Source organism: Streptomyces sp. NBC_00637 (assembly GCF_045161545.1).
Classification (GTDB): domain Bacteria; phylum Actinomycetota; class Actinomycetes; order Streptomycetales; family Streptomycetaceae; genus Streptomyces.
Map to the genome: position 1 here is coordinate 7476227 of NZ_CP109046.1, position 24305 is coordinate 7500531.

The 24305-nt window shown below is 71.4% G+C and carries 23 protein-coding genes; 12 read left to right on the forward strand and 11 right to left on the reverse strand.

Annotated features, from left to right (window positions below; translation table 11 throughout):
* Window positions 1-111: 111 nt before the first annotated feature.
* Entirely contained in the window at window positions 112-438 is a 327-nt protein-coding gene (locus tag OG440_RS32960) for a hypothetical protein (RefSeq protein ID WP_406010396.1), read from the reverse strand.
* A 98-nt stretch (window positions 439-536) separates the two neighbouring features.
* Here OG440_RS32960 and OG440_RS32965 point away from each other — a divergent pair, with 98 nt between their 5' ends.
* Window positions 537-1433: an oxygenase MpaB family protein gene (locus OG440_RS32965; RefSeq protein WP_406010397.1), complete on the forward strand. Its 897-nt coding sequence runs from the start codon at window positions 537-539 to the stop codon at window positions 1431-1433.
* Here OG440_RS32965 and OG440_RS32970 read toward each other — a convergent pair.
* Window positions 1419-1943: a PadR family transcriptional regulator gene (locus OG440_RS32970; protein WP_406010398.1), complete on the reverse strand. Its 525-nt coding sequence runs from the start codon at window positions 1941-1943 to the stop codon at window positions 1419-1421. The two genes, OG440_RS32965 and OG440_RS32970, sit on opposite strands and share 15 nt — an antisense overlap.
* Window positions 1944-2106: 163 nt before the next feature.
* Here OG440_RS32970 and OG440_RS32975 point away from each other — a divergent pair, with 163 nt between their 5' ends.
* Window positions 2107-2865, forward strand: a complete 759-nt coding sequence (locus OG440_RS32975) for an alpha/beta fold hydrolase (RefSeq protein ID WP_406011521.1) — start codon at window positions 2107-2109, stop codon at window positions 2863-2865.
* Window positions 2866-2869: 4 nt separating this feature from the next.
* Here OG440_RS32975 and OG440_RS32980 read toward each other — a convergent pair whose 3' ends face one another.
* Window positions 2870-3469: a class I SAM-dependent methyltransferase gene (locus OG440_RS32980; RefSeq protein ID WP_406010399.1), complete on the reverse strand. Its 600-nt coding sequence runs from the start codon at window positions 3467-3469 to the stop codon at window positions 2870-2872.
* A gap of 152 nt (window positions 3470-3621) precedes the next feature.
* Between OG440_RS32980 and OG440_RS32985 the strand changes: the two genes are divergently transcribed.
* From OG440_RS32985 to OG440_RS33005, 5 genes are all read left to right on the forward strand, one after another.
* Window positions 3622-4416 carry an MHYT domain-containing protein gene (locus tag OG440_RS32985; RefSeq protein WP_406010400.1) on the forward strand — a complete coding sequence of 265 codons (795 nt, stop codon included), beginning with the start codon at window positions 3622-3624 and terminating at the stop codon, window positions 4414-4416.
* A gap of 42 nt (window positions 4417-4458) precedes the next feature.
* A complete protein-coding gene (locus OG440_RS32990) occupies window positions 4459-7059 on the forward strand; it encodes a nitrate- and nitrite sensing domain-containing protein (protein WP_406010401.1) in 2601 nt (866 codons plus the stop codon).
* Window positions 7056-7493 (forward strand): roadblock/LC7 domain-containing protein, encoded by a 438-nt coding sequence (locus tag OG440_RS32995; RefSeq protein ID WP_406010402.1) that lies wholly within the window; start codon window positions 7056-7058, stop codon window positions 7491-7493. Before OG440_RS32990 ends, OG440_RS32995 begins: the two co-directional genes overlap by 4 nt.
* A gap of 22 nt (window positions 7494-7515) precedes the next feature.
* Window positions 7516-7926, forward strand: coding sequence for a DUF742 domain-containing protein (locus OG440_RS33000; protein ID WP_406010403.1), 411 nt, complete (start codon window positions 7516-7518; stop codon window positions 7924-7926).
* A gap of 265 nt (window positions 7927-8191) precedes the next feature.
* A complete protein-coding gene (locus OG440_RS33005; protein WP_406010404.1) occupies window positions 8192-8797 on the forward strand; it encodes a GTP-binding protein in 606 nt (201 codons plus the stop codon).
* A 20-nt stretch (window positions 8798-8817) separates the two neighbouring features.
* On the opposite strand, the gene OG440_RS33010 is transcribed toward OG440_RS33005, so the two are convergent.
* Complete coding sequence (locus tag OG440_RS33010) at window positions 8818-9246, reverse strand: PPOX class F420-dependent oxidoreductase (protein WP_406010405.1); 429 nt, start codon at window positions 9244-9246, stop codon at window positions 8818-8820.
* A gap of 105 nt (window positions 9247-9351) precedes the next feature.
* Here OG440_RS33010 and OG440_RS33015 point away from each other — a divergent pair, with 105 nt between their 5' ends.
* Window positions 9352-9765 carry a roadblock/LC7 domain-containing protein gene (locus OG440_RS33015; RefSeq protein WP_406010406.1) on the forward strand — a complete coding sequence of 138 codons (414 nt, stop codon included), beginning with the start codon at window positions 9352-9354 and terminating at the stop codon, window positions 9763-9765.
* A 138-nt stretch (window positions 9766-9903) separates the two neighbouring features.
* Window positions 9904-10839, forward strand: a complete 936-nt coding sequence (locus tag OG440_RS33020; RefSeq protein ID WP_406010407.1) for a DUF6397 family protein — start codon at window positions 9904-9906, stop codon at window positions 10837-10839.
* A 46-nt stretch (window positions 10840-10885) separates the two neighbouring features.
* On the opposite strand, the gene OG440_RS33025 is transcribed toward OG440_RS33020, so the two are convergent.
* Both OG440_RS33025 and OG440_RS33030 read right to left on the reverse strand, forming a co-directional pair.
* Entirely contained in the window at window positions 10886-11752 is an 867-nt protein-coding gene (locus OG440_RS33025; RefSeq protein WP_406010408.1) for an acyl-CoA thioesterase, read from the reverse strand.
* 31 nt (window positions 11753-11783) lie between these two features.
* The gene (locus OG440_RS33030) at window positions 11784-14297 is read right to left on the reverse strand and encodes a DEAD/DEAH box helicase (protein ID WP_406010409.1); all 2514 of its coding nucleotides are present in this window, start codon (window positions 14295-14297) and stop codon (window positions 11784-11786) included.
* Window positions 14298-14442: 145 nt separating this feature from the next.
* Here OG440_RS33030 and OG440_RS33035 point away from each other — a divergent pair, with 145 nt between their 5' ends.
* Window positions 14443-15237, forward strand: a complete 795-nt coding sequence (locus OG440_RS33035) for a metal-dependent hydrolase (RefSeq protein ID WP_406010410.1) — start codon at window positions 14443-14445, stop codon at window positions 15235-15237.
* 113 nt (window positions 15238-15350) lie between these two features.
* On the opposite strand, the gene OG440_RS33040 is transcribed toward OG440_RS33035, so the two are convergent.
* The 4 genes from OG440_RS33040 to OG440_RS33055 form a co-directional block, all read right to left on the reverse strand.
* Window positions 15351-15608, reverse strand: a complete 258-nt coding sequence (locus OG440_RS33040; RefSeq protein WP_171395721.1) for a type B 50S ribosomal protein L31 — start codon at window positions 15606-15608, stop codon at window positions 15351-15353.
* Window positions 15609-15716: 108 nt separating this feature from the next.
* Window positions 15717-16187, reverse strand: a complete 471-nt coding sequence (locus OG440_RS33045; RefSeq protein ID WP_406010411.1) for a DUF5709 domain-containing protein — start codon at window positions 16185-16187, stop codon at window positions 15717-15719.
* A gap of 465 nt (window positions 16188-16652) precedes the next feature.
* Entirely contained in the window at window positions 16653-18497 is a 1845-nt protein-coding gene (locus OG440_RS33050; protein ID WP_406010412.1) for an ABC transporter ATP-binding protein, read from the reverse strand.
* The gene (locus tag OG440_RS33055) at window positions 18494-20395 is read right to left on the reverse strand and encodes an ABC transporter transmembrane domain-containing protein (RefSeq protein WP_406010413.1); all 1902 of its coding nucleotides are present in this window, start codon (window positions 20393-20395) and stop codon (window positions 18494-18496) included. The genes OG440_RS33050 and OG440_RS33055 overlap by 4 nt, the downstream gene beginning before the upstream one ends.
* 281 nt (window positions 20396-20676) lie before the next feature.
* Between OG440_RS33055 and OG440_RS33060 the strand changes: the two genes are divergently transcribed.
* Window positions 20677-21420: a hypothetical protein gene (locus OG440_RS33060; protein ID WP_406010414.1), complete on the forward strand. Its 744-nt coding sequence runs from the start codon at window positions 20677-20679 to the stop codon at window positions 21418-21420.
* Window positions 21421-21800: 380 nt separating this feature from the next.
* Window positions 21801-23585, forward strand: a complete 1785-nt coding sequence (locus OG440_RS33065; protein ID WP_406010415.1) for a peptide-N4-asparagine amidase — start codon at window positions 21801-21803, stop codon at window positions 23583-23585.
* 140 nt (window positions 23586-23725) lie between these two features.
* Here OG440_RS33065 and OG440_RS33070 read toward each other — a convergent pair whose 3' ends face one another.
* Window positions 23726-24235, reverse strand: coding sequence for a MarR family winged helix-turn-helix transcriptional regulator (locus tag OG440_RS33070; protein WP_406010416.1), 510 nt, complete (start codon window positions 24233-24235; stop codon window positions 23726-23728).
* Window positions 24236-24305 lie beyond the last annotated feature (70 nt).

Here is a 24305-nt window from a genome sequence, read left to right on the forward strand (position 1 = left end):
GCGCGCACCCTAGTGCGGCGGGAAGGCGCTTGTCACGACTCCCCGACACAGCCGGAGCTGCGGTTTTCCGGTCGGACGGGGCGAATCGACCACCCTCGGCCGTCGGATGCGTCACGTCGACGGCAGTCCGAGGAGCGTACGAGCCACGGTACGCGGTGACTCGTCGCGCTCCCGGGCGAGGGCGATGACCGCGCGACAGGCCAGTTCGTTGACCCCGAAGGACAACGCCTCCGGCGACACCCAGCCCGCCGCCTCGTCGATCCTGTCCTGATCGTCCTCCGCGCACGCAGAGACGTACGCGGCGGCCGCCTCGAACAGATTGTGGTTGTGTTTTCCGCCGCGCGACTCCTTCGCGGAACGCTCCTCCCCACCCGCACCCGGCCGTGCGCGCATCGTGTCGCGGAATCTCCCGAAGGCCTTGCGGACCGTGCCGAACATGGCGACCGCCTTCCCCCTGCGTGATTGCCCCGTCTGATCGTTCATCTCCTGCTGTTCAACCTAGAGTTGGAGTTCCGGCGGCAGAAGGGGGACGGCGCGTGAAACGCTTCGAGCGGCTCGGTCGGATCCGGCGGATGGACCCGTACGAGGACGCGTTCGAGATCTACCGGCTCACCGCGGCGTACGAGTTCCCCTGGGACGTCACCCGCGCTCTTGAGCTGGCCCTCTATCGCACCTACGCGGTGCCGAGCATCGGGCGCCTGCTCGCCGAGACGGCGGAACTCACGGACCGCGCCCAGAAGCGCTACGACGACACCTCGCTGCTGCTCGACGCGGTCGTCGAGCACGGTTTCGACAGCCAGCAGGGCCGGACGGCCGTCCGGCGCATCAACCGGATGCACCGCGCGTACGACATCGGCAACGACGACATGCGGTACGTGCTCTGCACCTTCGTCGTGATGCCGAAGCGGTGGATCGACGCCTATGGATGGCGCCGGCTGTCACGTCACGAGATCGTCGCCTGCGCTGTGTACTACCGCACCCTGGGGCAGCGCATGGGCATCCAGGACATCCCCGAGACCTACGAGCAGTTCGAGGCCTGTCTCGACGCCTACGAAGCGGCTCACTTCGCCTGGGACGAGGGAGCGCGGAAGGTCTCGGACGCCACGCTCGACCTCATGGCCTCCTGGTATCCGAGGCCCCTGGCGCCCGTCCTGAGAAACGCCACACTCGCCCTGCTCGACGATCACCTCCTGGAGGCGTTCCGCTACACCCCTCCGGCCCCGGGGGTCCGCGCGGCGGTGCGGGCGGCGGTACGCGCGCGTGGACGCCTGGTGCGGCTGCTGCCACCGCGTCGCGCGCCCCACCACGCGCGACAGAACCGGGAGATCAAGGGATACCCGAACGGCTACCGGCTGGGCGAGCTGGGGACCTGCCCGGTGCCCGGCGTCCGGGGCTGCCCCGTGCGGCCCACGGGCGGGTCAGCCGCCCAGTGAGGCGAGCGTGTCGCGCAGCCAGGTGAGCTCGGCCCGGGACGTGGCACGCGCGATGGTCAGCACACCGCGCCGGAACGGGTCCTCCAGCTCCTCTGCCGACAGCGGCCGGTCGCCTTCGTAGAAGAAGCTGGCCGGCTCCTCCAGAAAAGCCAGTCGGCGGCGCAGTACGGCGGCTTGGGCGGCGGAGTCGTCCAGGTGCCGGAGGAAGGCGAGCAGGGTGAACCAGCGGTTCTCGTCGGTGAGGTCGCGCTGGTCGGGCTCGGCGAGCCGCCGCCGCAGTTCGCTCCCGCCCTCGTCGGTGAGGCTGAGGACATGGCGCGGAGCGGCCACGGCGCCGGGCTCGGTGGCGCGCACCAGCAGGCCCGACTTCTCCAGCCGCTTGATCGTCGGATACAGGGTGCTCTCCGCCACCGGACGCACGTGTCCCGTCAGCGCGGTGATGCGTTTGCGCAGCTCGTAGCCGTGCAACGGGGCGTCGTACAGAAATCCGAGGATGGCGAGCTCCAGCATGCCCGCATTCTGCCGCAGGGCAGTTGTACATCGGCGCCGCCTTACCTTGATCGGCGGGTACAACGGAAGCGTTGTATGACGTTGACGATATACCTCGTATCCGATGTATGTTGATGCGGGCCGCGGCATTCGGCGGCGGTGACTTGCGCAGGGGGAAGCGATGTTGCAGCAGGCAGAGTTCGACGGTGCGGGCAGTCAGGTCCGCTGGACCGAGTCGCAGGGCGCGGAACCCGCGCGGGTGTACGTGCACGGGCTGGGCGCGACGTCGGCCGTCTACCACGCGCACGTGGCCGCCCGTCCCGAGCTCGCCGGGCGGCGCAGTCTCTTCGTCGACCTGCCCGGACACGGCATCAGCGACCGTCCCGCGGACTTCGGTTACACACTCGAGGAACACGCCGACGCGCTGGCGGCCGCGCTGGACGCGGCGGGGGTCACCGGGGCCGAGCTGGTCGCGCACAGCATGGGCGGCTCCGTGGCCGTCGTCCTGGCCCACCGCCGGCCCGACCTGGTCGCACGGCTCGTGCTCACGGAGGCCAATCTGGACTGCTTCCCGCCGCCCACGGCGGGGAGCAGCGGGATCGCCTCGTACACGGAGGAGGAGTTCGTCCGCGGCGGCTACGCGCGCGTGCTGGACAAGGTCGGGCCGATGTGGGCCGCGACGATGCGGCTGGCCGACCCGCGGGCTCTGCACCGCACCGCCGTCGGGCTCAGGCGAGGCTCCGACCCGGTCATGCGCGAGATCTTGGTCGGCCTCGACGCGGTCGAGCGCGTCTACCTCCAGGGCGGGCGCACCGGCGCGCTCGAGGGGGCGGACGCCCTGGAAGCGGCGGGAGTGCGCGTGGTGACGGTCCCGGGCGCCGGCCACAACGTCATGTTCGACCGTCCCGAGGCCTTCGTGCGGGCGGTCGCCGGGCAGGCGTGAGCCCTCAGGCCTCGCGGACGGCCAAGGCCAGGAAGCGGGCGTCCTCGTCGGCGTAGAACGTCATGCGCCAGCCCGAAGCGGCCAGCAGCGGGCGGAGGTTGGGTTCCGCCCGCAGGTCCTGCGGGGTGAGCTGACGTCCCTGGCGGGCCGCGAGCGCCGCCCTGCCGATCGGGTGGAACAACGCCAGTGAGCCACCGGGGCGCACCACCCTCGCCAGTTCCCGCAGGTTCTCCCCCGGCCGGGGCAGGTGGGCGACGAGACCCGCCGCGAACACGGCGTCCAGCGCCGCGGAGCGAAGGGGGAGCGCGGTCACGTCGGCGAGCATCAGCCGTCCGGCGCGGTCGCGTCCGGACCGTACGGCGGCCGCCAGCATGGCCGGCGTCAGATCCGCCCCGACGACCACTCCCGTGGGCCCCACGGCCGCACGCAGCGGCGTCAGGGCCCGTCCGGTGCCGCAGCCCGCGTCCAGCACCCGGTCTCCCGCCCGCAGACCGAGATCGCCGACCGCGGCGGCGTAGGCGGGACCGTCGTCCGGGAAGCGGCTGTCCCAGTCGGCGGCCCGGGAGCCGAAGAACTCCTGAACGTGTGTGTGGTCGTCGCTCATGCTCCGCATGATCCCTCACCGACACGGACGACGCCTCGGTGCACACGTTCGAGCGTCACCCGATCGTTGAGGTGCACTGGTGCGCCACATTGCAACACCTTTCGAAATGCGCCCCCTTTGTGCTCCTGTGCCCCGACTAGCCTCCCGTGGCCATGGGACACCTGGACCACGCCGCCTTCGGCTGGCTGACCCCCGTGCTGTCATACGTGATGGCCTGCGTCGGCGCCGCCCTCGGGCTGCGCTGCACCGTGCGGGCGCTCGGCACCACCGGACGCTCACGCCGCAACTGGCTGATCACCGCCGCCTCGGCGATCGGCACCGGAATCTGGACCATGCACTTCGTGGCCATGCTCGGCTTCGCCGTCAGCGGCACCGACATCCGCTACGACGTTCCGCTGACCGTGCTCAGCCTCCTCGTCGCCATGGTCGTCGTCTGCGCCGGCGTCTTCGCCGTCGGCTACAGCCGCGACCGCACGCGCGCGTTGCTGATCGGCGGCCTCACCACCGGCCTGGGGGTGGCCAGCATGCACTACCTGGGCATGGCCGCCGTCCGGCTGCACGCCGACGTGACCTACGACCCCGTACGCGTCGGACTGTCCGTACTGATCGCCGTCGTCGCGGCGACCGCGGCCCTCTGGGCGGCGCTCAACATCAGCTCGCCGATCGCGGTCACCCTCGCCTCCCTCGTCATGGGCGCGGCGGTGAGCAGCATGCACTACACCGCGATGTTCGCGGTGAGCGTCCACGTCACGCCCTCGGGCGAGGCGTTGCCGGGGGCCACCGCGATGCAGTTCATCTTTCCCCTTGCCGTCGGCCTCGGCTCCTACCTCTTCCTGACCTCGGCCTTCGTCGCGCTGTCGCCCACCACGGGGGAGCGCCAGGCATCCGCCTCGGCCCAGCAGCCGGTGGACAGCCTCACCGTCCGACAGCAGGCCCGGCCCGTCTGACGCGGCCGGCCCGCCCCCGAACACCTTCCGAGCGAGGAGGCCATGCGTACACCCCGTAGGACCCCCACGGCAGGCGCCGACGCGCCGCCCCCCACACGCGGGCGCCGCGCCCACGCCGGACCCCCCGCCGACGAGGGCCCGGACGAGCAGAACGACACACCGGCGGAAGCGATACCCCCGCGCGCGGAGCGCTGGCACATCAGGCCGCGCACCGTACGCGCCAAGATCGTCTGCCTGCTGATGGTGCCGGTCGTCTCCCTGCTCGCCCTGTGGGCGTACGCGACCGTCAGCACCGCCCAGAACGTCTCCGGGCTGCGCCAGTTGCAGCGCGTGGACTCCGAGGTCCGCGCGCCCGTGGCAGCAGCGGTCGCCGCCCTCCAGACCGAGCGGGCGGCCGCGGTGCGCTACGCGACCGACCCCGCACCCGGGCAGAGCGGCGACCTGAGGACGCTCGCGGAACGCACGGACCGCGCGGTGGGCCGGCTGCGCCTCGGCGACGACAGCACCGTCGCCGACGGCCAGGAACTGCCCACCGGCGTGGCCCAGCGGCTCGAGGCGTTCGTCTCCGGGGCCGAGGGACTTCCCTCGCTGCGGACCGCGGTCCTCGACGGCAGCGCCGGCTGGGAGGAGACGTACGGCCGCTACACGAGCACGATCTCGGCGGCCTTCTCCGTCGGCGGTGCCCTCTCCGGCGTCCAGGACGCCGAACTCGGCTCCGACGCGCGCGTGCTGCTCGAGTTCTCCCGCGCGGGCGAGGCGCTCGCCCAGGAGGGCGTCGTGCTCGCCGGCGCGCGGCTCACCGGGCGCCTCGACGGAGAGCGCCTGCGGATCTTCACCGGCGCCGTCGACACCCGCCGCACCCTGACCGAGTCGGCCGTCGCGGACCTGCGCGGGCCCGAACGCACCGCCTGGCAGCACCTCGCCGCCGGCAGCGCCTACGCGGCCCTGTACACCGCCGAGGACAAGGCCCTCGCCGACGGACCCGGTGTGAAAGCGATCAACGCCGCCCCCGCGAGTGTCTGGGACAAGGCCCACGCGCGCGTGCAGAACGGGATGCGGACGATCGAGGCGGACGCCGGTCGCGGTGTCGCCGACCGCGCCGACCCCTTCACCCGCGGGCTGCTCACCTCGGCCGGCGCCGCCGTCCTGCTGGGCCTCGCCGCCGTCATCGCCTCGCTGGTCATCTCCGTACGCATCGGCCGCGGGCTGGTCGTCGAACTGGTCGGTCTGCGCAACAGCGCTCTGGAGATCGCCCGGCGCAAACTCCCCGAGGCCATGCGGAAACTACGCGCCGGGGAGGAGATCGACGTCCGCGTCGAAGCGCCGCCGGGACCTCCCTCCGAGGACGAGACCGGCCAGGTCGCCGAGGCCTTGGGGATCGTGCACCGCGCGGCACTGCGGGCCGCCGTCGAACGCGCCGAACTCGCCAGCGGCATCTCCGGGGTGTTCGTCAATCTCGCCCGCCGCAGCCAGGTCCTCGTCCACCGTCAGCTGAGCCTCCTGGACAGCATGGAGCGCCGCTCCGACGATCCGAACGAGCTGAGCGACCTCTTCCGGCTCGACCATCTCACCACCCGTATGCGGCGCCACGCGGAGAGCCTGATCATCCTCTCCGGGGCCGCGCCCGGCCGCGCCTGGCGCATGCCGGTGTCCCTCACCAACGTGGTCCGTGCCGCGGTCTCCGAGGTCGAGGACTACGCGCGCGTGGAGGTACGGCAGCTCCCGGAGGCAGCCGTCATCGGCACCGCCGTCGCCGACCTCACCCATCTGCTCGCCGAACTCGTCGAGAACGCCGCCCAGTTCTCGCCTCCGCACACGCGGGTGCGGGTCACCGGCGAACCCGTGGGCAACGGATACGCCGTGGAGGTCGAGGACCGTGGCCTGGGCATGGGCAAGGAGACCTTCATCGAGGCCAACCGGCGCATCGCGCAGTCGGAGGCGCTCGACCTGTTCGACAGCGACCAGCTCGGCCTGTTCGTGGTCAGCAGGCTCGCCGCCCGGCACGGCATCAAGGTTCATCTGCGCACCTCGCCCTACGGCGGCACCACCGCGGTGGTTCTGCTGCCGACGGCGCTGCTGGACAGCGGCAAGCCGGAACGTTCCGCCCGTGCGGTGACGGAGGCCGGGGCGCAGTCCGCGGAACGCGTGTACGCGCGCGTGTCCGCCGCGGACCGGCACACCACCGACCGGCACACCACCGACCGGCGCCAGGAAGCGGTCCACGCCCCCGTCGACCGCCCCGCGCTGGTGGCCCCCGTACGAGACACCGCCCCCGTCATGGCCGACCCCGCACAAGCCGCCCCCGTACGGGCCGCGGCCGAGCCGGTGGCAGCCGACCCCCCGCCCCCCGGAGTCACCGCCTTGCGCCTGCACCGCCCCCCGGACGACGCCGAAGGATCGGACGACCTCCCGCGCCGGGTACGGCAGGCCAACCTCGCCCCCCAACTGCGCAGGCCACTCGCCGAGGAACCGGCCCGGCCGCCCGGCCCGCGCGGCGACGAAGGACGTACCCCCGAGCTCGTACGGGACCGCATGTCCGCCTACCGCGAGGGCTGGACACGCGGTGGCGGCAGACAGCCCGGCCACGGAGCCGCCCCGGAACCCGAACCGGGCAGTGACAGCAGCGAAGGAGACCCCAGATGATCCAGGACCCGAGCACGAGGTCGGCCCAGCGGTCCGGTGAACTCGACTGGCTGCTGGACGACTTGGTGATGCGCGTGAGCGAGGTGCGGCACGCCGTGGTGCTCTCCAACGACGGACTCGCCGTCGGCGCCTCGACCGACCTCAGGAGGGAGGACGCCGAACACCTCGCCGCCGTCGCCTCCGGCTTCCACAGCCTCGCCAAGGGAGCGGGACGCCACTTCGGCGCCGGCGGAGTACGCCAGACCATGGTGGAGATGGACGACGGCTTCCTGTTCGTGGCCGCCGCCGGCGACGGCTCCTGCCTGGCCGTGCTCACCGCCGTGACCGCCGACCTCGGCCTGGTCGCCTACGAGATGGCGCGACTGGTCAAGAGGGTCGGAGAGCACCTCTACGCGGCGCCCCGGCTCGCCGCGCGCCCGCCCGCCGCCGGCTGAGGCCAGAGAGCGATCCACGCAGATGACCGAGGACAAGACCGGCACCCCGCGCGAGCTGGGCAGCCAGTGGTACGACAACGACGCCGGCCCGCTCGTGCGCCCGTACGCCATGACGGGCGGGCGAACGAAACCAGGCCCCAGTGGAGTGCGCTTCGACCTGATCGCCCTGGTCACCCTGGACCCCGGCGCGCCGGGCACGGACGGCATGGCGCTCGGACCGGAACACCGCGCCCTCATCGGACTCTGCCGGACGGAGACCCAGTCCGTCGCCGAACTCTCGGCGGGCGCGGACCTTCCCGTGGGCGTGGTGCGCGTGCTCCTCGGTGACCTGCTGGAGCTCGGCTGCGTCACCGTCAGCCGCCCCGTCCCGCCCGCGCAGTTGCCCGACGAACGGATTCTGCGCGAAGTGATCGAGGGGCTGCGAGCGCTCTAGACGAACCTTCGGACGGACCTGGACGCGTACGGACCCGGACGCGTACGGACCCGCCGCACACCGACTCGTGCGTGTCTTCGGACACCGAACACGCAAGAGTCGGTCACATCGGTCAGATAGCGGTCGAACCCTCCGGAAAGGAGCCGCGGTTGTCATGATGCTGACTTCGCACTCCGGCGCGGTGACCGCGCGCGACCGCCGCGCCGAGCCACCGCACCCCCGTACCGACCTCGACCGTTGCCGACACTCCCGAGAGAAGTGATCCATGGTCTCCGAACACTCCGACACCACGGGCGGCGACACGTCCCCTCTGGCGTTGAAGATACTGGTCGCCGGCGGATTCGGCGTGGGCAAGACCACCATGGTGGGCGCGGTCAGCGAGATCAAGCCGCTGCGCACCGAGGAACTGCTCAGCGAAGCCGGGCAGTCGGTGGACGACACCGACGGCGTGGACCAGAAGGTGACGACGACAGTCGCGATGGACTTCGGCCGGATCACCATCCGTTCCGGCCTCTCCCTCTACCTGTTCGGAACCCCCGGGCAGGACCGCTTCTGGTTCCTGTGGGACGAGCTGTCACAGGGGGCCCTGGGCGCGGTGGTCCTCGCCGACACCCGGCGTCTGGAGGACTGCTTCCCCGCCGTCGACTACTTCGAGCACCGGCACATCCCGTTCGTGGTGGCCGTCAACTGCTTCGTGGGCACGCGGACATACGGCGCCAAGGACGTCTCACGCGCCCTCGACCTCGACGGCGGCACCCCTGTCGTCCTGTGCGACGCCCGTGACCGCGACTCGGGGAAGGAGGTGTTGATCCGGCTGGTCGAGTACGCCGGGCGGATGCACACCGCCCGGCTGCTCGACTCCGTGGGCTGACCTCGCCCACGTCGGTCCGGTCAGGCCGAGACGGCCTTCTGCGCCAGCACCTTGTCGATGGCGACACGGACGAGCAGTTCGCCCGGAACGCCGTTGCGGGCACCGAACTCCTCGGCGCGTTCCTCACCCATGTACCGCGCCGCGATACGCGTCGCCCAGAGCCGGACCTCGTCGAGGTCCTCCGAGATGACGGCCCGGCCCCGCAGGACGACATAGTCGAACGGCGGCCGGTCGTCGTCCACACACAGGGCGACCCGGCCGTCCCGCGCCAGATTGCGCCCCTTCACCGTCTCCTTGCCGGTGTTGAACACCAGATCGTCCCCGTCGAGCAGGAACCAGATCGGCGCCACATGCGGACTTCCGTCGGCCCGTACGGTGGACAGTTTTCCGGTGCGGGTCCCGTACGTGACGAAGGCCCGCCATTCCTCATCGGTCATCTTCTGTGCCATGCCGCCATCCTCCTTGCTCCCGCGGCCGCTCCTGGGGAAGGCTGGCGGGCAGATTCTCCAGCGAGGCGGAGGGTCATACGGGGAATGTCACACGGGGAGCGGGACATGGCGCAGAACCAGGGACTGGGCTGGCTGTTGGACGACCTGACCGAGCGCGTCGACCACGTACGGCACGCACTCGTCCTGTCCAACGACGGGCTGGTGGCGGGCGCGAGCACGGGACTGCTCCGGGAGGACGCGGAGCACCTGGCCGCCGTCTCGTCCGGACTGCACAGCCTGGCGAAGGGATCGGGGCGTCACTTCGGCGCCGGCCAGGTGCGCCAGACGATGATCGAGTTCGACGACGCGGTGCTGTTCGTCACCGCCGCGGGCATCGGCAGCTGTCTGTGCGTGCTCAGCGCGGCGGAGGCCGACATGGGTCAGATCGCCTATGAGATGACCCTGCTCGTCAACCGGGTCGGGGAGCACCTCACCGTGGACGCCCGGCACCCCGACCGTGCACCACTCGAAGACCTCTGACCTGCACCTTTACCGTCCCTCGTGGAGTTATCCACAGGCTCGCGTCGATGTCGGCGATTCCGGCTACGGTTTTTTCCGAGGCCACCGCGGACCGTGCGGGCCTGCTTCACTCCACTTCGCTCCACGGGGGAGACGACCATGTCCGGCAACACCGTCACACGAGCACACTCCGCTTTCTGCGCGTCGAGCCGGGCAGCGCGGGAACTGGAACTGAAGCGAAGCGAGTTCGACCTCGCCGTACACCTCGGGCGCATCAGGACCGTGCCCGACGAAGGCGGAGGGGGCCGTCGAGTGGCCCGGGCGGAGATCGACCGTCTGCGCTCGGACCCCCGCTTTCCCGAATCGCTGCGCGCCGGCGTGCTGGCCGTGGGGACCAGCGAAGGCGCCGCCGTCATGGGTGTTCCCCCGGCCCGGTTCACCCGCCTCGCGCGACTGGGACTGGTGGTGCCCGTCCGCTTCTACCTCAACCGCTACCGGGCCGTCGTCTGGCTCTATCTCGCCGAGGAGCTCGAGCAGTTCGCCACGGACGGGACCAACGCCTTCCTGCTGAGCGGCCGCACTCCCGAGGTGCTGCGGAGCCAACTGGCCGCGGGTGTCGACTTGCGGGCCCGCAACTGGCGAGGCCGGCACCTGGGCTTCCTGCACCGACAGACCGACGACCCCTGGCAACGCGCCGGACTCCTGGCCGGGTTCCTCGACCCCCTCAAGGTCGCGGAGATCGTCGAGGACCCCTACGAACGCGCTCACCTGAACAGGTTCCGGCCGGGGCCGCCTGCCCACGCCACTCCCGGCACACCGGCCGCGCACCTCGTGGAGAAGATCATGACGGCCGACGATCCCGACGAGATCGACTGGCTGACCTACGACCTGGTACGCACCCTGGACGAAGCGCGCGCCGAACAGCCCGCGCCACGGCCCCACCCGAAGCCGGGTCCAGAACCGGCTCCCGGATCGGCAGCGCAAAAGGTGACGCAGCCGGCCTCGGCGCCCCCGGCCGGGCCACCGGACCCACCCGGCGAACCCACCCGGCCGACCCGCGGACTGCTGAACTGGCTGCGCCACCGCAGCGGGTGACGCGGGTGACGCACCTGACGCGGGTGGCGCCCTTGACGCACCGGACCTACAGGGCTCGGAACAGCCCTTCCTGGACGACGGACACCAGCAGGCGCCCTTCCAGGTCGTAGATCCGTCCGCGGGCCAGGCCTCGTCCGCCGGTGGCGATCGGCGACTCCTGGTCGTACAGGAACCACTCGTCCGCGCGGAACGGCCGATGGAACCACATCGCGTGGTCCAGCGACGCCATGTCGAAGTTGCGCGGGCCCCACAAGGGTTCGACCGGGAGACGGACGGCGTCCAGGAGGGTCATGTCACTGGCGTACGTGAGGGCGCAGGTGTGGACGAGCGGGTCGTCGCCCAGCGGCCCCACCGCGCGCATCCACACCGCGCTGCGCGGCTCGGCCTCCTTGACGTCCTCGGCGCTCCAGCGCAGCCGGTCCGCGTAGCGGATGTCGAAGGGCTGACGGCGCGCCATCCGCTCCAACTGCTCGGGCAGCGCGCCCAGATGCTTGCGGATCTCGTCGACGACCGTCGGCAGGGATTCCGGGTCCGGGACCTTGCGAGCCGGCGCCAGCTGGTGCTCGAAGGGACCTTCCTCAGGCTGGTGAAAGGAGGCGGTGAGATTGAAGATCGTGCGTCCCTGCTGCACGGCGGTGACCCGGCGCGTGGTGAAGGAGCGTCCGTCCCGTACCCGTTCGACCTGGTACACGATCGGCACACCCGGCCGGCCCGGGCGCAGGAAGTACGCGTGCAGCGAGTGCACGGGCCGGTCTCCCTCGGTGGTCCGGCCGGCCGCGACCAGCGCCTGGCCGGCCACCTGGCCACCGAACACCCTCTGGAGGGACTCCTGCGGGCTGCGCCCGCGGAAGATGTTGACCTCGATCTGCTCGAGGTCCAGCAGGTCGACGAGCCTCTCGGCCGGATTCGTCATCGGTGCGCTTCTCCTGTGCCCTCTTCGGTACTCACAACTGGCCGACGGCGGTGACGCGGACGACCGCGCGGCCCTCGGCGTCGGAGGCCGTGAGGTCGACCTCCGCGCTGATGCCCCAGTCGTGGTCGTCGTTGGGGTCGTCGAAGATCTGGCGGACCCGCCACAGGGCGTTCTGCGGCTCCTCCTCGATGATGAGCAGCTTGGGGCCCCGGGCGTCCGGGCCCGTGCCGAGGTCGTCGTACTCGTCCCAGTACTTGTCCATCGCCTCGCCCCAGGCGTCGGCGTCCCAGCCGGACTCGCCGTCCATCCCGCCGAGTTCGTCGACGCGGTCGAGAGCGGCGAGCTCGACACGGCGGAACATCGCGTTGCGGACCAGGACCCGGAAGGCACGCGCGTTGGCCGTGACCGGCTTGACCTCGTCGGCCTTCTCCTGGGCCTCCTCGGCGGTCATCTCCGCCGGGTTGGCGAGCTGCTCCCACTCGTCCAGCAGGCTCGAGTCCACCTGGCGCACCATCTCACCCAGCCACTCCACCAGATCCTGGAGGTCCTCCGACTTGAGGTCGTCCGGGACGGTGTGGTCGAGGGCCTTGTAGGCGCCGGCCAGGTAGCGCAGCACGATGCCCTCGGTGCGGGCCAGCTCGTAGTGGGACACCAGCTCGGTGAAGGACATCGCCCGCTCGTACATGTCACGGATGACGGACTTCGGCGACAACGGGTGGTCGCCGACCCACGGGTGGCTCTTGCGGTAGGTGTCGTACGCGTGGAAGAGCAGTTCCTCCAGGGGCTTCGGGTACGTGACGTCCTGGAGGCGCTCCATGCGCTCCTCGTACTCGACGCCGTCCGCCTTCATCGCGGCCACCGCCTCACCGCGCGCCTTGTTCTGCTGAGCGGCCAGGATCTGGCGCGGGTCGTCCAAGGTGGATTCCACGACGGAGACCATGTCGAGAGCGTAGGAAGGCGATTCGGGGTCGAGGAGTTCGAACGCGGCCAGCGCGAAGGTGGACAGCGGCTGGTTCAACGCGAAGTCCTGTTGGAGATCCACGGTGAGGCGGACGACGCGACCGGTGGCGTCCGGTTCGTCGAGCTTCTCGACGACCCCGCCGTCCAGCAGCGAGCGGTAGATCGCGATCGCGCGCCGGATGTGCCGCAGCTGCTGCTTGCGCGGTTCGTGGTTGTCCTCGAGGAGATGCCGCATCGCCTCGAAGGCGTTGCCGGGCCGGGCGATCACCGACAGCAGCATCGTGTGCGTGACCCGGAAGCGGGACGTCAGCGGCTCCGGATCCGACTCGATGAGCTTGTCGAAGGTGTTCTCCGTCCAGCCCACGAATCCCTCGGGCGCCTTCTTGCGCACCACCTTGCGACGCTTCTTCGGGTCGTCGCCGGCCTTGTTGAGGGCCTTCTCGTTCTCGATGACGTGCTCCGGAGCCTGCGCCACCACCAGACCCGCGGTGTCGAAGCCGGCCCGGCCCGCCCGGCCCGCGATCTGGTGGAACTCACGGGCCCGCAAGGTGCGCACCCGGTTGCCGTCGTACTTGGTCAGCGCCGTGAACAGCACGGTCCGGATGGGCACGTTGACGCCCACGCCGAGGGTGTCCGTACCGCAGATCACCTTCAACAGGCCGGCCTGCGCGAGCTTCTCCACCAGGCGCCGGTACTTGGGGAGCATGCCGGCATGGTGGACGCCGATGCCGTGCCGCACGTAGCGCGAGAGGTTCTGGCCGAACTTCGTGCTGAAGCGGAAGCCGCCGATCAGGTCGGCGATCCGTTCCTTCTCCTCGCGCGAGCACATGTTGATGCTCATCAGCGCCTGCGCCCGCTCCACCGCCTGCGCCTGCGTGAAGTGCACGATGTAGACGGGTGCCTGCTTCGTCACCAGCAGGTCGCTGAGCGTCTCCGTCATCGGGGTGTACCGGTACTCGTAGGACAGCGGCACCGGGCGGGTCGCCGAGCGGACCACCGACGTGGGGCGGCCGGTGCGCCGGGCGAGGTCCTTCTCGAAGAACGAGACATCGCCGAGCGTGGCCGACATGAGCACGAACTGCGCCTGGGGCAGCTCCAGGATCGGGATCTGCCAGGCCCAGCCGCGGTCGCCCTCCGCGTAGAAGTGGAACTCGTCCATGACGACCTGGCCGACATCGGCGTTCTTGCCGTCGCGCAACGCGATCGAGGCGAGCACCTCGGCGGTGCAGCAGATGACCGGGGCGTCGGAGTTGACGGACGCGTCGCCGGTCAGCATGCCGACGTTCTCCGTGCCGAAGATCTTGCACAGTTCGAAGAACTTCTCCGACACCAGCGCCTTGATCGGAGCCGTGTAGAAGGTGACCTCGTCGCGGGCGAGAGCCGCGAAGTGCGCAGCCGCCGCGATCATGCTCTTGCCGGAGCCGGTAGGCGTCGACACGATCACGTTCGCCCCGGAGACCACCTCGATCAGCGCCTCCTCCTGGTGGGGGTAGAGCGTCAGACCACGCTCCTGCGCCCAGGACTCGAAGGCTTCGTACAGGGCGTCGGGATCTGCGGTCGGCGGCAGCTGATCGATGAGGGTCACGACCCCATCTTGCCTGCCCTCGTCCTTGATGGGGGAATCGGATGCCGGCCCGAAGATCACGACCGCTACGCTGTGGCGCCGACGGAGCGTCAACGCACCCGGTCAACTGGACAGCGACTTTCGAGGAATAGGGCGGGCACGGGCCATGATGGGACCAGCACACTCACTGTCGGGCGCCGCCGCCTGGCTCGGCGTCGGTGCGGCCGCCGCCGCGGCCGGGCACACGATGCCCTGGCCGGTCCTGCTCGCGGGCGCGCTGATCTGCGCCGGAGCCGCGCTCGCCCCGGACCTCGACCACAAGGCAGCCACCATCTCGCGGGCCTTCGGACCCGTCTCGCGCTGGCTGTGCGAGATCGTCGACAAGCTCTCCTACGCCGTCTACAAGGGCACGAGGAAGCAGGGGGACCCGCGCCGTTCCGGAGGTCACCGCACTCTGACGCACACCTGGCTGTGGGCCGTCATGATCGGCGCGGGCGCCTCGGCGCTGGCGATCACCGGTGGGCGCTGGGCGGTCCTGGCGCTTCTCTTCGTGCACATGGTGCTGGCGATCGAGGGGCTGCTGTGGCGGGCGGCCCGGGGATCCAGCAGCGACGTGCTGGTGTGGCTGCTGGCCGCCACCAGCGCCTGGATCCTCGCCGGTGTCCTGGACAAGCCCGGCAACGGGTCGGACTGGCTGTTCACGGACCCGGGCCAGCAGTATCTGTGGCTGGGGCTGCCGATCGTGCTGGGCGCGCTGGTGCACGACATTGGGGACGCGCTGACCGTCTCCGGCTGCCCGGTCCTGTGGCCCATCCCGATCGGGCGCAAGCGCTGGTACCCGATCGGCCCGCCCAAGGTGATGCGCTTCCGGGCCGGCAGCTGGGTCGAGCTGAAGGTGCTCATGCCCGTGTTCATGGTGCTCGGGGGAGTGGGCGGCGCGGCCGCCCTCAACTACATCTGACGAGGACCTCGACGAGGGGCCTGACGAGCGACCCGCCGACGGGACTCGTGGCTGCCGTCGACGGCGGCGGTGGTGGCAGCGGCGGTGGCGGCCGATCAGGTCAGCGCAGCGGATCAGGTCATCGCCCCGCCGTCGCCGTAACGCCGCTCGAAGCGGGCGACCCGGCCCTCCGTGTCCACGGTCCGCGCCTTGCCGGTGTAGAAGGGGTGGCTCTCGGAGGAGATCTCCACGTCCACGACCGGGTAGGTCTCGCCGTCGTCCCACTCGATGGTCTGATCGCTGGTGGCGGTGGACCGGGTGAGGAAGGCGTAGCCGGCGGTCCGATCGCGGAACACGACCGCGTGGTAGTCGGGCTGCTTGTCCTGCTGCATGGGAGCTCCTCGTGCGAAGGCGAAGGCGAAGGTGGTGACGGTGGCGATGACGGTCGGACAGGCGAGGGCGACGACGGGCCGGGATCCGTCGGAGCGGCCGTCGACGGGTCAGCCGGACAGGGCGTCCTCGTCGACGATGTGCATCGCGGCCTCCTCGGCGGAGGCCGCCGCGCCGTCGATGCCCACGTCCGTGGCGATCAGTGCGCTCTCCTCGTCCTCGTGGGCCCCCTCGTCCGGCGCCACGAGCCGGCCGGAGCGCGCGGAGCCGACCTCGTTGTCGAGGAGTTCCCCGTCGGTGCCGTCGCAATCGCCGAGGCCGTCGCCGTCCGGCGCGTCGGACTCCGGGAGCTCCTCCGCGAGCCGCCGGTCCAGGCTCTCCCCCTGTCGGCGCTCCGCGGCGGTCACACCCTCGTGTTCCACCGCCCAGGGGCGGTCGGGAGGGGACCAGCCGCGGTCGAGGGGGTCGTCGACGCCGTCGTTCTCCAGCGTGTCCTCGGCGTCGAGCAGTCCCGCGTCGTCCTGGACGTCGGACGCGTCGGGCTGGTAGACGTCGTCCCCCCATCCGTCGGCACTGTTCACGGGTACCTCCAGGGGGTGACGGCCCCGTACTCATCGCGGTCGGCGGCGGGGTGCCGCCGCACGGGGCACCGGTCGGGCGCGGCGTGTTCCGGAGGGATCCCGACTGCCTTCCGCGCGGGTGCCGCTATCCAGCGTTCCACCCCGCTTCGGGACCGCGCAACGCCAGAGGCCGCGCGAAGGCCGGACCGGGCCGCCCCGAGCAGGTCGCGCGGCCCGCGCCCCGAAGCAGCCACCGCCCCTGGAGCACGCGGCTCGCTGCCCTGCGAGCGGGCAGCCGCAAGCACCGGCGTCGGCCCCGGGCCAGGCATCGACCCAGACGTCGACACCGGCCCAGGCGCCGGCACCGCCCCGGACACCGGCCCAGGCGCCGGCACCTGCGCGCCGGAGACCGGTACCCGCGCCGGCCCGGACAGGCGTTCCGGCGCGGTCAGCGTGGCCGGCCGGCCGCCCGCGCCGTCTGTCTCCTCAGCCGTGCCAGGACCGCCAGAGCGCCGCGTACGCCCCGTCCGCCGCGACCAGCTCCGTGTGACTGCCCAGCTCGCTGATGCGGCCGTTCTCGACGACGGCGATGACGTCGGCGTCGTGAGCGGTGTGCAGGCGGTGGGCGATGGCGACGACGGTGCGGCCGTCCAGCACCCGGGCGAGGGACCGCTCCAGGTGGCGGGCCGCACGCGGATCCAGCAACGAGGTCGCCTCGTCCAGGACCAGCGTGTGGGGGTCGGCCAGTACCAGCCGCGCCAGGGCGATCTGCTGGGCCTGCGCCGGGGTGAGCGAGACACCGCCGGAGCCGACCTCGGTGTCGAGGCCCTGGTCCAGGGCCCGGGCCCAGCCGTCCGCGTCGACGGCGCCCAGGGCCGCCCACAATTCGGCGTCCACGGCGTTCTCGGAGCCCTCCGCGACCGTCGCGGACGTCGAGATCCCCTCGTCCGGGAGGAGTCGCGCGTGTGGGAGGGCGAGCCGGAGGTTGTCGCGCAGGGAGCCCACGAAGACGTGATGCTCCTGGTTGACGAGGGCCACATGGGAGCGGACCCGTTCCGCGGTCATCCGCGACAGCTCGGCACCGCCGAGGGTGATCCGGCCGTCGCGCGGCGCGTAGATCCCGGCGAGCAGCCGCCCCAGTGTGGATTTCCCCGCGCCCGAGGGGCCGACCAGGGCCAGCCGGGTCCCGGGGGACACCTCCAGGGTGACCTTGCGCAGCACGTCGACACCCTCCCGGTAGCCGAAGTGGACCCGGTCGGCGTGCACGTCACGCCCGTCCGGCGTGAGCCCGGCGTCCCCGCGGTCCGGCTCGATGTCCCGCACACCGACGAGGCGGGCGAGCGAGACCTGGGCCACCTGGAGCTCGTCGTACCAGCGCAGGATGAGGTTCACCGGGTCGACGAGCATCTGCGCCAGCAGCGCGCCCGTCGTCAGCTGGCCGACGTCGATCCAGCCCTTCAGGACGAACGCCCCGCCGAGCATGAGGACCGAGCCGAGCACCGTGATGTGCACCAGGTTGATGACGGGGAACAGCACCGACCGCAGCCACAGCGTGTAGCGCTCCCAGGCTGTCCACTGCCGGATGCGCTCCTCGGAGAGCGCGATGCGGCGGTCGCCCAGCCGGTGGGCCTCCACGGTGCGGCCGGCGTCCACGGTCTCGGCGAGGGCGGCGGCCACGGAGGCGTAGCCGGCGGCCTCCGAGCGGTAGCCGGCGGGCGCCCGCTTGAAGTACCAGCGGCAGCCGGCCACCAGCAGCGGCACCGCGACCAGGACGGCCGGCGCCAGCGGCGGCGCCGTGACGACGAGCCCGCCGAGCAGCAGCAGACCCCACATCACGCCGATCGTCAGCTGGGGCACGGCCTCGCGCATGGCGTTCGCCAGCCGGTCGATGTCCGTGGTGATGCGGGACAGCAGGTCGCCCGTCCCGGCACGCTCCAGCACCCCCGGCGGCAGCCGCACCGAGCGTACGAGGAAGTCCTCGCGCAGGTCGGCCAGCATCCGCTCGCCGAGCATCGCGCCGCGCAGCCGCACCTGCCGTACGAAGACGGCCTGGACGATCAGCGCGAGTACGAACAGGGTGGCGACGAGTCCGAGGTGGAGCTCGCGGGTGCCCTCCGACAGTCGTTCCACGAGGTCGCCGAGGAGCCACGGACCCACCATCGAGGCGACCGTCGCGACCGTGTTCACGAACAGGAGGAGCTGAAAGGCGCGGCGGTGCCGGCGCAGGAGTTCGGCCACGTAGGCGCGGACGGTCGCGGGGGCGCCGACGGGCAGTGTGTTCGCCGTCGTCGGTGCCGCCGGGTCGTACGCGGGCGGCGCCACGCCGATCATGCGGTCTCCTCGATCTCTTCTCGTTCGATCTCTTCGAGTCGGCTGTCTTCCAGACCCTTCAACACACCGCTCAGCGAGGCCTCTTCGGCCTTGAATGCGTCGTCCTCAAGGGCTTCGTTTTCGAGTCCGAGGGCTTCGCTTCCGAGGGCTTCGCCCTGTGCGGCTTCCTCCTCGGTCTCCCTGGTCACCACGGCCCGGTACCGGGGTTCGGTGCGCAGCAGTTCGCGGTGTACGCCCACCGCGACGGCCTCGCCCTCGTGTACGAGCACGACCCGTTCGGCACGGTCCAGCAGCAGGGGGGACGAGGTGAACACCACCGTCGTACGCCCGGCCCGCAGTTCGCGCAGTCCTTCGGCGATCCGTGCCTCGGTGTGCGAGTCGACGGCGGAGGTGGGCTCGTCCAGGACGAGGACTTCGGGGTCCGTGTACAAGGAGCGGGCCAGCGCGAGCCGTTGCCGCTGGCCGCCGGAGAGGGAGCGGCCGCGCTCGGTGATGCGGGCGTCCATCGGGTCTTCGGCGTCCAGCGAACCCTGGACGAGGGCGTCGAGGACGTCCCCGCACCGGGCGGCGGCCAGCGCCGCACGCGCGTCGACCGCACCCGAGGCGGGCACGTCGAGCAGGTCGCGCAGGGAACCGGACAGCAGCACCGGGTCCTTGTCCTGGACGAGAACCGAGGTGCGTGCGCAGTCCAGCGGCAGTTCGTTCAGCGGGACCCCGCCGAGCAGTACCGAGGGGCTGTCCTCCGGGGGATGTCCGCCCAGCCGTTCCGCCAGCCGTCCGGCCGCGTCCGGGTCGCCGCACACCACGGCGGTGAGCCGGGAGGCCGGGGCGAGCAGCCCGGTGGCGGGGTCGTACAGGTCACCTGAGGGAGCGTCGGCCGCGCGCGAGCCACCGATGTCGGTGACCCGCTCCAGGGCCAGTACCCCGGCGGCGCGTCTGGCCGACGGGCGCGAGAACGAATAGGCCATCGCGATCTCCTCGAAGTGCCTGAGGGGATAGGCCAGAACCATGACGGAGCTGTACACCGTGACCAGTTCGCCGACGGTGATGCGGCCCTCGCGGGCCAGATGGACGCCGTAACAGACGACCGTGATCAGCAGCAGGCCGGGCAGCAGCACCTGGATGGCGCTGATCAACGACCACATGCGGGCGCTGCGCACGGCCGCGTGCCGGACCTCCTGCGAGGCGCTGCGGTAGCGGTCGAGGAACAGTTCCTCGCCGCCGATCCCGCGCAGCACCCGCAGACCTGCCACGGTGTCCGAGGCGAGTTCGGTGGCGCGTCCGGCCTTCTCGCGCTGGTGGTCGGCCCGTCGCGTCGCCGGAGGCAGCAGGGGAAGCACCGCGAGCGCGAGAACGGGCAGGCCCACGGCGACCACCAGGCCGAGCGCCGGCTGGTAGACGACCAGGCCGGCGCAGACCAGCAGGACCGTGAGGGCCGCGGCGGTGAAGCGGGACACGGCCTCCACGAACCAGCCGATCTTCTCGACGTCGCCCGTGGAGACGGCCACGACCTCACCGGCCGCGACCCGCCGGGTCAGCGCGGAGCCGAGCTGCGAGGCCTTGCGGGCGAGCAACTGCTGCACCCGGGCGGCGGCGGTGATCCAGTTGGTGACGGCGGCGCGGTGCAGGAAGGTGTCCCCGATCGCGGTCGCGGCACCGCACAGGACCATCGCGCCGCCGGTGAGGGCGAGCCGGGTACCGGAACGGTCCACGACCGCCTCTACGGCGAACCCTACGCAGAACGGCGTCGCCGAGACGGCGACGAAGTGCAGCAGCCCCCAGGCCAGGGCCTTGAACTGGCCGCCCAGTTGATTGCGGCCGAGCCACCACAGAAAGCGGGGTCCGGAGCGTGCGTCCGGCACACCAGGGTCGGGGTACGGAAGGTCTTGGATCTGCATGACGTCCCAGTGGGTCGAGTCAGCGGTAGGGGGAGAGGGGAAAGAGCGGGAAACGAGGAGAGGGAGGGGCGGGCGAGGGGGAGCGGAGGAGCGTGAAGGGGTGGGGAGGACGACCGGGAAGGCCTGCGGGGGGCGGCAGCAAACCGTGCAAGGTTCGCGTCGCGGCGTGGTCAAAATCAACCGGTTTTCCATGGCGGCGGCCGGATCCGGTAGCTGTCCGACACGGCCCGGATGTCCGGAACCTGACGCTCGCGCCCGGAAAGTGGTGCGAGCATGAGCCCATGCGACATGGCTGTGCGCGGCGCGCGGGAGCCGCCCCGGGGATGTGCGGCCTCCTGCTCGTGGCCTTGTCCGCGTGCGGCGGGGCGGCCGTGCATCACGCGAGTGACGGTACGTCGGGAGCGGGCGGCAGGAGAGGCACGAGCTCGCCGAGCGCGGCGGCGACGACCGGCGTCCCCGGTGTGGGTGACCGCTTGCGACAGCGGATCCCCGCTGTTTCACGCCAGGTTGTGGCGGTGTACGGCGACGGGAAGGACTCCCCGGACGACACCGTCGTGCTCTACGCCAAGCGGGGACCGTCCTGGGAGCGGGTCCGGAGTTGGCAAGGGCACAACGGCAAGAAGGGCTGGACCGCCGAGCATCGCGCCGGCGACAACCGCAGTCCGGTCGGCGTGTTCACGCTCACCGACGCGGGCGGGGTCCTGGCCGATCCCGGTAGCAGGCTGCCGTACACGCGGTCCGCCTCCTTCACGGCGCCGCGCTGGTGGGCGCGGTCGCACTGGCACGACTTCGACTACGTCATCGCCATCGACTACAACCGCGTCAAGGGTGCCCCGCCCGACGACCCGACGCGGCCCGAGGGGCAAAGGAGGGGCGGGGGGATCTGGCTGCACATGGACCACGGCAGCGGCACGTCGGCCTGCGTCAGCCTGCCCAGGACGGCGATGCAATTCCTGCTGCGCACCCTCGACCCGGATCGGCATCCCGTGGTGGTCATGGGGGACAGGGACGCGCTGAAGACCTAGCCGGTGTCTGGTCTGATCGCCGGACGGTTTTCAGTGCCGGCGGTCCTCGCGGCGCCGGCGCCGCACCCCCACGCGGGCCCAGTCGTGGGCTGGTCGTAGCGCGGTATCAGGACTGGAAGGCGCCGGTAGCGGCGCGGGCGCGTGCCCGGCGCCCATGCACCGGATCTCGCCGATCAGGGCCGCACGCGTGGTGCCGCGCAGGCCATGGCGCTCCAGGAGGACTGAGCACCACATCCCGGTCATGCCCCCGCCCGACCCGGCCGACAAGGCGACGTGCCTCGGCGTCATCCGCCCGGTCGGCCTGATCCACACGACAGACCCTGGCCATCGCGGCGGAGGCGTCATTGCGGGGAGCGGCGACTGCCCGTAGAACACCGGCCATGAGAAGCCGGATCATCATGTCCATGCTCACCGGAGCGATCGTCCTGGCGAGCACCGTTCTCGGGGGCGGCACGGCCCGAGCGGACGTCTCCTCGCCCCTGACGTCTTCGTCTTCCTCCCTGTCGTCATCCTCCCCAGCGTCAGCGCCTGCGCCCGGGGCGGCGCCCGGGCCTGTTCCTGCCCGCGGGTCTGCCCCTGCGTCCACCTCGGATGCGGTCCCCGCCGAGTTCGGCACCGACTGGCACGACCCCCTCACCGCCGCCCCGCCCGTGACCAGGCCGCACGCCAGGAGCTGCCAGGTCACCCTCGCCGAGGCGCAGTTCCGTGACTTCACGCCGTACCGAGGCTCGTACGCCCCACCGAAGGGCTGCGGCGAACGCTGGAGCAAGGTGGTGCTGCGCCTCGACGGCAAGATCAAGGGGCGCCAGTTCGACCGGCTCGGCTATCTGCATGTCGGCGGCGTGGAGATCTTCCGTACGTCGACGCCCGAGCCGTCGCCCGCCGGGATCGAGTGGTCCGTGGAGAAGGACGTCACCCGCTACACCGACACGTTCCGTTCCGCCCGGGATGTGGAGATGCTGATCGGCAACGTCGTCGACGACACCTACACGGGCGTGATCGACGTCAAGGTGACGCTCACCTTCTACGAGGGAAAGCCGGCCCCACCCACCACGGCCACCGCTCCCGCCACGGCCACCTCCACCGTCCCCGACCGCATCCTCACCCTTGACGACGGTCCCGGCGGAACGACCCTCACCACGCCCCGCAACAGCGAGCGCGTCGTCGCCGAGGTGTACGCCACCGGCTCCGGCGGCGGCTGCGAGGAGTACTGGTATCTGACCGTGCCCGCGACGGCGCCGTACTCCTGCCGTGCGGACGGCGGGCCCTATCGGGAGGTGCAGGTCACGGTCGACGGGCAACTGGCCGGAATCGCCGCCCCCTTCCCGACCGTCTGGACCGGCGGCTGGTCCAACCCCTTCCTCTGGTACGTGGTTCCGGGCCCCCGCGCCTTCGACATCAAGCCGATCGAATACGACCTGACCCCCTTCGCGGGGATCCTCAACGACGGCCGTCCGCACCAGGTCGAGGTGTCCGTCGTCGGAGTGTCCGAAGGGCAGAGCGGCTGGAGCACGCCCGTCAACGTGCTGGTCTGGCAGGACGCGGGGAAGAGCGTCGTCGGCGGGGGACTGCTCACGCACACGGCGGGTGAGCTCACCGACTCCACGCACTACACGCCCGGCACGGAGCACCGCGTCGACACCGAGGGAGGTCACCGACTGGCCGTCGCCGGGTACCTCGACACCTCGCACGGCCGCGTGCGGACCACCGTGACCCGCGACCTCGCGAACACCTCCGCGCACCGCTGGACCGACGGTGAGACCGTGGACGGCCTCGCCGCCTCCTGGACGGACGACGAGTCGGTCACCGTCGACGGTCACGGACCCGCCCGTACGACACGCACCCACCGGACGTACACGATGGACGGCACGACCACCCTCGGCGCCGACGACCGGCTCCACACCGTGCTGACCCTGGGCGACCGGGCCGACTCCGTGACGACCCGGAACGGCCGGCGCACGTCGTGGTCACGGCTCGACGACACGTACACGGGCGATGCCACCTTCACCGTGAACGTGCCCCGGGACCAGCGCCACGCCGTCGGCACGACGAGCGAGCGCTACCGGCTGTACGGCTCGGACGGCTGCTACGACCGGCGACTGACCACGGCGCAGGGGGTGCTGACGTCCGCAGGGTTCGGGGATTCAGGAAGCGGCTGCCGGTAGTCCGGTGGTCGTCTTCGCAGGGCCCGTCGGGGAGGCCGTCCCCGAGACCGAGACCGCGTGAGCGGACGGCTCCGACGCACCGGGCGGTGGCCGTCCCTCCCGTAGTACGGAGGGGCGGTCACGGCCCGTTCCCGCGAGGCTCAGCAGCCGTGTGCCTGATCCCGTCCCGGTCCTGGACCCTGTCCCGGCCCCTGGCCGTGCTTCGGTGTCCGTTCCGGAGGGCCGTCCACCAGCGCGTCCAGCAACCCGCTCAGCACCTGCCGTTCGAGGTCCGTCAGCGGATCGAGGATCTCCTCGGCGGCCGAGACCCGCGCGCCGCGCAGCTGCCGCAGGGCCTTGCGGCCGTCCTCCGTGAGCTCGATCCGGATCACCCGGCGATTCGTGGGGTCCGGCATCCGCCGCACCTTGCCGCTCCCCTCCAGCGCGTCGATCAGGGTCGTGACGGCGCGGGGTACCACCTCGAGCCGCTCGGCGAGGTCGGCCATGCGCGGCGGCGACTCGCAGTGCGCCAGGGTGCGCAGCAACCGGGCCTGGGCCGGGGTGACGCCCAGCCCGCTCCGCTCCAGATGGTGCTTCTGGATGCGGTGCACCCGGCGTGTCAGCCGCAGCAGCTGCTCGGCGAGCAGACTGTCGGAATCGGGGGTGGTCATACGGGAACAATATCAGGATGCCGTTCATTGTGAGTATAGGTAACAATGAGCTATGCTCCGTCAGTCCTCG